This is a genomic window from Microbacterium sp. 69-7, assembly GCF_001897985.1.
Lineage (GTDB): Bacteria > Actinomycetota > Actinomycetes > Actinomycetales > Microbacteriaceae > Microbacterium > Microbacterium laevaniformans.
The window spans coordinates 1-9269 of record NZ_MKRU01000063.1 but is presented as its reverse complement, the minus strand read 5'-3'; the positions used below and the strand labels follow the sequence as shown (position 1 = coordinate 9269).

General features: G+C 70.4%; 8 protein-coding genes and 1 pseudogene. All 9 read left to right on the top strand.

What is annotated here, in order from left to right:
• Window positions 1-576 (top strand): SAM-dependent methyltransferase (locus BGN98_RS06260; protein WP_288120280.1); only part of this gene is annotated, 576 nt, incomplete at its 5' end.
• The gene (locus BGN98_RS06255) at window positions 573-1529 is read left to right on the top strand and encodes an NAD kinase (RefSeq protein WP_288120278.1); all 957 of its coding nucleotides are present in this window, start codon (window positions 573-575) and stop codon (window positions 1527-1529) included. The genes BGN98_RS06260 and BGN98_RS06255, both read left to right, overlap by 4 nt.
• Complete coding sequence (gene recN / locus BGN98_RS06250) at window positions 1526-3229, top strand: DNA repair protein RecN (RefSeq protein ID WP_005055184.1); 1704 nt, start codon at window positions 1526-1528, stop codon at window positions 3227-3229. The genes BGN98_RS06255 and recN overlap by 4 nt, the downstream gene beginning before the upstream one ends.
• A 6-nt stretch (window positions 3230-3235) precedes the next feature.
• On the top strand, window positions 3236-4945 hold the full coding sequence (gene pyrG / locus BGN98_RS06245) for a CTP synthase (protein WP_005055183.1): 1710 nt from the start codon (window positions 3236-3238) through the stop codon (window positions 4943-4945).
• The gene (locus BGN98_RS06240) at window positions 4938-5603 is read left to right on the top strand and encodes an NUDIX domain-containing protein (RefSeq protein WP_288120274.1); all 666 of its coding nucleotides are present in this window, start codon (window positions 4938-4940) and stop codon (window positions 5601-5603) included. Before pyrG ends, BGN98_RS06240 begins: the two co-directional genes overlap by 8 nt.
• A 37-nt stretch (window positions 5604-5640) precedes the next feature.
• Window positions 5641-6567, top strand: coding sequence for a site-specific tyrosine recombinase XerD (gene xerD, locus BGN98_RS06235; RefSeq protein ID WP_288120272.1), 927 nt, complete (start codon window positions 5641-5643; stop codon window positions 6565-6567).
• A 90-nt stretch (window positions 6568-6657) separates the two neighbouring features.
• Window positions 6658-7296: a vitamin K epoxide reductase family protein gene (locus tag BGN98_RS06230; RefSeq protein WP_288120270.1), complete on the top strand. Its 639-nt coding sequence runs from the start codon at window positions 6658-6660 to the stop codon at window positions 7294-7296.
• A gap of 73 nt (window positions 7297-7369) precedes the next feature.
• Window positions 7370-8632 (top strand): aminotransferase class V-fold PLP-dependent enzyme, encoded by a 1263-nt coding sequence (locus tag BGN98_RS06225; protein ID WP_288120268.1) that lies wholly within the window; start codon window positions 7370-7372, stop codon window positions 8630-8632.
• 1 nt (window position 8633) lies between these two features.
• Window positions 8634-9269, top strand: a pseudogene (locus BGN98_RS06220) (hypothetical protein); the annotation flags it as partial.

The window sequence follows — 9269 nt, the reverse complement described above, 5'->3', positions numbered from 1 at the left end:
TCGACGGGCGGGTTCACTCAGGTACTGCGCGAGCGTGGAGCGAGTCGGGTCGTCGCGGTCGACGTCGGCCATGACCAGTTGGCTCCCTCGATCCGAGGCGATGCGGGCGTCTGCCTCGTGGAGGGGTTCAATGTCCGATACATGACGGCGGCGTCGGTCTCCGACGCGGCGGGCTTTCCCGTCCACCCCGATGTGATCGTTGCGGACTTGTCGTTCATTTCGCTCACGCTGGTGGTGCCGGCCATCGCGGCTGTCGCGCCGGCGCACAGCGACATCATCCTGCTGATCAAGCCGCAGTTCGAGGTGGGGCGCACCGGTGTGCGTGAGGGCCTGGTCACGGATGCCGCGGCTCGCGCCGACGCTGCGGCCGGGGTGCTGTGGGCTGCGTGGGATGCGGGGCTGGCGACGGCGGGATTCATCTCTTCGCCCCTCGCCGGCACGCACGGCAATCACGAATACCTCGTCCACCTGCGCCCGCGCGATCAGCGCCCACAGGATGATGGTGACGCTCCGGCCTCTCATGGCAATCCGACAGAATGGCTGAGGACGATCGACGAAGCGACGGGAGCGGTATGACAGATCCGACAACGCCGCGCTCCATCCTCGTCGTGGCGCACGCGCGCCGCGACGACACGGTGGCAGCGGCTCGGCGCGTGATCGCCGCGCTCATCGCCGCCGATGCTCGTCCGGTGCTCGCAGTGGACGACCCGCAGCTGGTGGATGCGCTGTCGGATCTCGGCCCCCTCGCCGCCCTGGGGGCCGACGTCGCGGTCACCGACATCGAGCTGGCGGTGGTGTTGGGCGGCGACGGCACGATTCTGCGCGCCGCCGAGCTCGTGCGCGACGGTGCCGCCCCGATCCTCGGCATCAACATGGGGCACGTCGGCTTCCTCGCCGAGATCGATCCGGACGACATCGACGACGCGATGCGTCGCATCATCGCCTGCGACTATCAGGTCGAGGAGCGGATGACGCTCTCCGTGCGCGTCAAGGACGCGGGTGGAGACGTCATCTACGAGACCTGGGCCCTCAACGAGGCCACCGTCGAGAAGGCGGCGCGGGAGCGGATGATGGAGGTCGTCATGGAGATCGACCGCCGGCCGCTGTCGAGTTTCGGTTGCGACGGCGTCGTGATCGCGACCCCGACCGGGTCCACGGCCTACAACTTCTCCGCCGGCGGCCCGGTGATCTGGCCCACCGTCGACGCGATCGCCGTCGTTCCGCTGTCGGCTCACGCGTTGTTCGCGCGCCCGCTGGTGGTGGCACCGGAGGCCACTGTTGCGATCGAGGTGCTCGCGCGCACGGACGGCACGGGAATCATGTGGTGCGACGGCAGACGCTCTCACGACCTGCCGCCAGGGGCTCGTGTCGTCGTGCGCAAGTCCTCGCAGCCCGTGCGCCTTGCGCGCCTGCATCCGGCTCCGTTCACCGACCGGCTGGTGCGGAAGTTCCAGCTGCCGGTGACCGGATGGCGCGGTCCCGATGAGACCTCAGCGTCACGGCCGATGGGCGCGGAGGGGCGCGCGTGATCGAGCAGATGACGCTCCGGGACCTCGGTGTCATCGCTCACGCGACGCTTCCGATGGGTCCCGGCTTCACCGCCATCACCGGAGAGACCGGTGCCGGCAAGACGATGGTCGTCACCGGGCTCGGCCTGCTTCTCGGCGCGCGCGCCGACTCCGGCGTTGTCCGTGCCGGCGCAGCCCAGGCGGCCGTCGAGGGCGTGTGGCTGGTCCCCGAGTCGGGCGCCGTGGCTGACCGCGTGGCGGATGCCGGGGGAGAGGTCGAACCGATCGGTGACGGGCGCGCCGAGCTGTACCTGGGCCGCACGGTCACCGCGGAGGGACGCAGCCGCGCGAGCGTCGGCGGGCGCGCCGCGCCCGCGGGCGTGCTCGCCGAACTCGCCGAGCAGCTCGTCGTCGTCCACGGCCAGTCCGATCAGCTCCGGCTGCGTTCGGGCGCAGCCCAGCGCGATGCGCTCGACCGCTTCGGCGCCGCGGAGATCGGGCCCGTCCTGGAGCAGTACCGGCAGGCCTACGCCGCGCAGCGTGAGCTCGCCGCCCAGATCGCGGAGATCACCGGCAACGCCGAGGCGCGCGCTGCCGAAGCCGAACAGCTGCGTGCTGCTCTTGCCGAGATCGAGCAGGTCGATCCGCAGCCGGGCGAAGACATCGAGCTCGCCCAACGTGCCGAACGACTGTCGAACGTCGAGGAACTGCGCCAGGCGGCCGCCATCGCCCACGATGCGCTGTCGGGCGGCGGTGACGTCCCCGATGTGGGACTGCTCGTCGCCGAGGCGCGTCGCGCGCTGGAGAGGGTGGTCCGCGCCGACACCGTGCTGGCCGCCCATGCAGCGATCCTCGACGACATCTCGTATCGGGTCGCTGATCTCGCCACCGAGCTGAGCGCGTACCTGGCGGATCTGGACGATGCAGGCCCCCACGAACTCGCCGCGGTCGAGGAGCGCCGGGCCGCCGTGACGAGCATCGTGCGTGCCCACGGCAGCCTGGAAGCCGCACTCGAGCTGGCTCGATCGGGCGCGTTCCGTCTCGCCGAGCTCGACGACGACGGAGAGCGCATCGCGCGTCTCCGCGGCGACGAGCGCGACGCCGCGGCCGTCCTGGACGCGGCCGCCGAACGACTCACGGCCGCTCGTCGCGCGGCGGCGGAGCGGCTCGCGACCGCCGTCACCGAGGAGCTGCACGCGCTCGCGCTGCCCGACGCACGCGTCGTCGTCGCCGTCGAGGAGGGTGGGGCGTCGGCATCCGGCCGGGACGAGGTGACGATTCTGCTGGCGCCGCACCCGGGCGCCGAGCCCCGCCCGGTCGCCAAGAGCGCATCCGGGGGCGAGCTCAGCCGCGTCATGCTCGCGATCGAGGTGGTCATCGCGGGCACCGGCGGTGTGCCCACCTTCGTGTTCGACGAAGTGGATGCCGGGATCGGCGGCGCCGCCGCGATCGAGGTGGGTCGCCGCCTCGCACGCCTCGCCGAGACGAGTCAGGTCATCGTCGTCACCCACCTCGCCCAGGTGGCGGCCTTCGCCTCGAACCACCTCAGCGTGGTCAAAGCCGGCGACGGCTCGGTCACCGCCTCCAGCGTCCGCGCGCTCACCGGCGCCGACCGCGAGGCGGAGATGGCGCGACTGCTGTCGGGGCTGGCTGATTCGACCACCGCGCTCGACCACGCCCGGGAGCTTCTGAGCCTCGGCCATTCCGGACTGATAGGATGAAAGCCCGTGACGGACACTCATTCAGCAGGTAAGACGGCGGGCAAGACTTCAAGCGACACCACCAAGCACATCTTCGTGACGGGCGGTGTCGTTTCGTCGTTGGGGAAGGGCTTGACCGCCGCGTCTCTGGGCAATCTGCTGACGGCGCGCGGACTGCGCGTGGTGATGCAGAAGCTCGACCCGTACCTGAACGTCGACCCGGGCACGATGAACCCGTTCCAGCACGGCGAGGTGTTCGTCACGGACGACGGTGCGGAGACCGACCTCGACATCGGGCACTACGAGCGCTTCCTGGACATCGAGCTGAGTCAGGCCGCCAACGTGACCACGGGGCAGATCTACTCCCAGGTGATCGCGCGCGAGCGCCGCGGCGAGTACCTCGGCGACACGGTGCAGGTCATCCCGCACATCACCGACGAGATCAAGCGCCGCATGCGCTTGCAGGCCGACGAGTCGCCCAAGCCCGACGTGATCATCACCGAGATCGGCGGAACCGTCGGCGACATCGAGTCGCAGCCGTTCATCGAGTCGGCGCGCCAGATCCGCCATGAGCTCGGACGCAAGAACGTGTTCTTCGTGCACGTGTCGCTCGTGCCGTTCATGGGCGCGTCGGGCGAGCAGAAGACCAAGCCCACCCAGCACTCCGTGGCAGCCCTGCGTTCGATCGGCATCCAGCCCGACGCTCTCGTGCTGCGCAGCGACCGCCCCGTCACCGAGTCGAACAAGCGCAAGATCGCGCTGATGTGCGACGTGGACGAGGATGCCGTGGTCAACGCGATCGACGTCCCCTCCATCTACGACATCCCCACGATGCTCAACGAGCAGGGCCTCGACAGCTACATCGTCGATGCGCTCGGTCTCGGCGCCAAGGCGGCCGAGGTCGACTGGACGCGCTGGAGCAAGGTCCTCAACGCCGTGCACAACCCCAAGCACGAGGTGACGATCGGTCTCGTCGGCAAGTACATCGACCTGCCCGACGCCTACCTGTCGGTCACCGAGGCGCTCAAGGCCGGTGGTTTCGCGCAGGAGACCAAGGTGCAGGTCCAGTGGATCGCCTCCGACCTGTGCGAGACGCCGGAGGGCGCGGAGAAGGCGCTCGGCGCGCTGGACGGCATCGTCGTTCCCGGTGGCTTCGGTATCCGCGGCATCGAGGGTAAGCTCGGCGCCCTGCGCTTCGCCCGCGAGCAGGGCATCCCGACCCTCGGCATCTGCCTGGGTCTGCAGTGCATGGTCATCGAGTACGCGCGCAACGTCGCCGGCATCGAGGGAGCCTCCTCCAGCGAGTTCGATCCCGACACCACGCACCCGGTGATCGCGACGATGGCCGAGCAGGTCGACATCATCGACCACGGCGACATGGGCGGCACGATGCGGCTCGGGCTCTACGAGGCCGAACTGGCCGAGGGGTCGCTGGCGGCCGAGGTGTACGGCGCCGAGCGTGCCAGCGAGCGTCACCGCCACCGCTACGAGGTCAACAACCGTTACCGCGATCAGATTGCCGACGCCGGCATGTGGTTCTCGGGTCTGTCGCCCGACCACGGGCTCGTCGAGTACGTCGAGCTGCCGCGCGACGTGCACCCGTACTACATCGCCACGCAGGCGCACCCCGAGCTGCGTTCGCGGCCGACCGAAGCGAACCCTCTGTTCCGCGGGCTCATCGCGGCGGCACTGGACCGGCACCGCTCGAGCGAGCTCTTCGAGGTCGAGGGTGACTGACCCGACGGCGGCGGCGCCACTGACCGACGAGGAGGTCGAGGTCGAGGTCGTCCGCAGCGAGACGCCGTTCGTCGGACGGGTGTGGAACATCCGTCGCGACGAGGTCGCCTACAACGGGGCGTCCATCGTCCGGGAGTACATGGATCACACCGGCGCGGTGGCGGTGTTCGCGCTCGATGAGAACGATCGGGTGCTGCTCATCAAGCAGTACCGCCACCCGGTGCGGCTGCGTGACTGGGAGATCCCGGCGGGGCTGCTCGACATCGGCGGTGAGTCGCCGCTCGTGGCGGCTCAGCGCGAGCTGGCCGAAGAAGCGGACCTTGTCGCGGCATCCTGGCACGTGCTGGGGGAGTTCATGACCTCGCCCGGCGGCAGCGACGAGACCATCCGCATCTACCTCGCACGCGATCTGCGTGCGGCGGAGGAGACGTTCGCCCGGGAGGCGGAAGAAGCCGACATCGAGGTGCGGTGGGTGCCGCTGGACGAGGTCGTCGACGCCGTGCTCGCGCGCCGCGTGCAGAATCCGTCACTGGTCGTCGGGGCGCTCGCCGCCCACGCGTCCCGCGCGCGGGACTGGGCGACGCTGGCTCCGGGCGACGCACCCTGGCCGCGGCGGTCACGGAGCATCGGCGAGGACGGATCCGGCCACGCGCGGTGACGGGCATCGGTGAGCATGCGTCGGAGCGGATGATGCGGTGAAGCTCGAGCGTGCGATCGACGCGTACCTGCGTCACATCACGATCGAGCGCGGCCTTTCGGAGCATACGATCGCGGCGTACCAGCGCGATCTCGGAGGCTATGGCGAGTGGCTCGCCGCCGCCGGCGTCGAGGACACATCCGACATCACCCCGGCTGTCGTCGCGCAGTTCGCCGCCGAGCGCGCCGCCGCCGATCCGCCGCCGGCGGCGACGTCTCTGGCGCGGTTGCAATCGTCGGTGCGCGGCTTGCACCGCTTCCTGGTGCGGGAGGGGATCGAGGTCTCCGACGCGAGCGATCGCCTGACCCCGCCGAAGACGCCCCAACGCCTTCCGAAGGCGTTGACGATCGATCAGATCGCGGCGCTTCTGGATGCCGCCGGCCCCGCGCCCGGCATCGCCACCGAGACCGACGCGATCCGCCTTCGCGACCGCGCTCTGCTCGAACTGCTCTACGCCACCGGCGCGCGCGTCTCGGAGCTGATGCAGCTCGACGTCGACGACATCGCGGGCGACACCGAACTGCTGCGCGTGCGCGGAAAGGGGCAGAAGGAGCGCATCGTCCCGGTCGGCTCGTACGCCCGCGCCGCCGTCGACGCCTATCTGGCCCGCTCTCGCCCGGAGCTCTCACGTCGCGGGCATGCGACCCCTCGACTGTTCCTCGGCGCGCGGGGGGCGCCGCTGTCGCGCCAGGGCGCGTGGCTGATCATCCAGGCGGCGGCCGAGCGCGCCGGCCTACAGGCGCACGTGTCGCCGCACACCTTCCGGCACTCGTTCGCGACGCACCTCCTCCAGGGCGGGGCCGATGTGCGCGTCGTACAGGAGCTGCTCGGTCACGCCTCCGTCGCGACGACGCAGATCTACACGCACGTGACCGTCGACGCCCTGCGTGACGTGTACCTCACGTCGCACCCGCGGGCGCGCTGACTCTCCCACGGCCGCAATCGGGCCATGTCGGCGGGATAATTCCGGCGCATCCAGACCGCACGGCGACCCGCGGCGAGAGACGATGGCGCCATGATCGTTGCGCCTTCTCCCCTCGCGACCGCTCCCGCGGCGCCTCGCCTCCACCGTCCGCGGCGGGGCCTGGCGATCTGGTGGATCGTCGCCGGAGCACTCGGCGGTATCGTCGCGTTCCTGCTGTACCTCGAGTACATCGGTCAGTTGACGGGCGGGACGCCGCTCATCAGCTGCAGCATCAGCCCGATCGTGACGTGCGGCCCGAACCTGCTGTCACCGGGGGGCAACCTGCTGGGATTCAGCAACGCGATCATCGGCATCATGCTGTTCTTCGGGCCCATCTATGCGGGCGTCTCGGCACTGGCCGCCCCCGCGGGGCTGCGCACCTGGTTCTGGCGGGTGTATGCGATCTTCGTCGCGGGCGCGTTCGTGTTCGTGCACGTGCTCGCGTATCGCAGCGTCTTCGAGTACGGGTCGCTCTGCCCCTGGTGCATGGTGATCTGGCTCGTGACGATCCCGCTGTTCTGGACGGTGCTGGGCTGGACTCTCGCCGACGGCGTCTGGGGCGGCGCGGACGGCGCGCGGCGCATGGGCGCCGTGGCGCTGTCGTGGCTGCCCCTGGTCGTCGTGCTGGACTACCTCGTGATCGCGGTGGCGGCCCAGCTGCGGCTGGACGTCATCGGCAGCCTCAGCTGAGCCTCGGCGGCGCCCGGATCTTTCACGGCCGGAGCGCCGCCGCGCGAAAGGGAGGTCCGACCACAATGGCGGCATGGATGCCGCGCGCCGCCCGATCCGACGAGGGCTCTTCGGTCGGCGCGCCGAGGGAACGCCCGTCACCCGCGCTGCCGAGGCGAGGTCCGCGGGCCGTCCGGGTTTCGACTATCTGGCCAGCGACGAGGTCTATCTCGACTCCGCCTGCCAGACGCTGCGACCCCAGCCCGTGATCGACGCCGTCCAGGACTACTACCTGCACCTCTACGCCTGCGGCGGGCGTGTGCGCTATGACGCGGGGCGGCGGGTGGATGCCGAGGTGGCACGGGGGCGAGAACGGGCGCTCGCCGCCGTGGGAGTGACATCCCGCCACTACTCGTGCGCCTTCACGCTGAACACCACCTACGGACTCAACCTGCTGCTGTCGGCGCTGCCTGCCGGGCGCTTCGCCCGCATCGTCACCACCGTCACCGAGCACAACGCGGTCTTCCTCTCGACGATCGCGGCCGCGCGGCGTGCCGGCATCCCTCGCATCGTCGTGGAGCGGGACGACGACGCACGCGTGCTCGTCGATGCGGAGACGATGCGCGACGCGGTCGTGGTCGTGTCGGCGATGGACAACGTGATCGGTGCGGTGACGCCGGACCTCCGCGAACTCATCACCAGCGTGCACCGCGTCGGCGGCATCGTGATCGTCGACGCCGCGCAGGCAGCCGGTCACGCCCTGGAGTCTCTGCGCGGTCTCGACGCCGACGCGATCTGCTTCTCGGCGCACAAGATGTACGGACCGTCGCTCGGCGTCGTCGTCGCCACCCGTGAGCTGCTGCTCTCGCTCGAGCCCGTCATGGTCGGCGGCGGCCAAGTGAGTGCCGTGACCGCCGACGACTTCGCACTGCTGCCCGATCCGCACACCCGGCTCGAACCGGGTCTGCAGGCATGGGCGGAGATCATCGGCTTCGGCGCCGCCCTGGAGTGGCTCGGCGATTTCCGCAGCGGCGCGGGAGAGACGCTCGCCGCCCACGAGGCGCGGCTCGGTGGGCGGTTGCACGCGGGGCTCGCCGCGCTCCCGCGCCTGCAGATGATCGGTGACGCGTCGCCCGTGATCTCGGTGCTGCCCGAGCGCGTCGACGGGCACCGGCTCGCCGCCTTCCTCGCACGCGCCGGCATCGCCGTCCGCAGCGGCGCGTTCTGCGCGCACTACTGGATTCTGGAGCGCCGCGGCCTCGGCCCGCTCGTGCGCTTCAGCGTGGGCGCCCACAACACCGACGCGGACATCGACCGCACCCTCGAGGTCATGACCGCGATGATGAAGGGACTGTGACGTGGTCTGCATCGTCGCGTTCATCGTCGTGCTCGTGCTCTCTGCCGTATCGGCGAAGTATCGCAAGCTCCTCGGGAAGGCGTGGGGGTGCGCGTGGCGCCGGGTGACGCTGCGACCGTGCGACACGACCTTCCGCGACGACGTCAAGAACTCGCTCCTGGCGCCCCTGGCGGTGCGCGCGCCACGCCTCGTGCGGCCGGCCAGCATCGCGATCGAGGTTCTCGCCTGGCTCATGGTGCTGAGCCTCATCGTCAGCCTCTATCTCGTCGGGCGCAGCGGCCTGAACCTCCTCGTCTACGGCACGTGCGACAAGCAGAACGCGCAGGCCTGCTCCCTCGCCGCGCAGGCGTGCTCGATCGACGCCATCCAGCCCGGGTTCTGGGAGGCGATCGGAGAGGGCGACGTGTTCGGCGCCTTCGGCCGCGAGTTCGCGTCGGTGGGCGACACGATCGCGACGGTCCCCGGTCGACTGCGCACCTGGGATGCCGCGGACTTCGCCCCCGCCGACGCCACCTACCTCGGCGGGTACACCGCCGGGCGTCCCACGGCGCTGGAGGTGCTCGATCCCGGCTGCCACTACTGCGCGCAGCTGTTCCGCAACATGCGCGAGGCCGGCTTCGATCAGACGCACAATGTG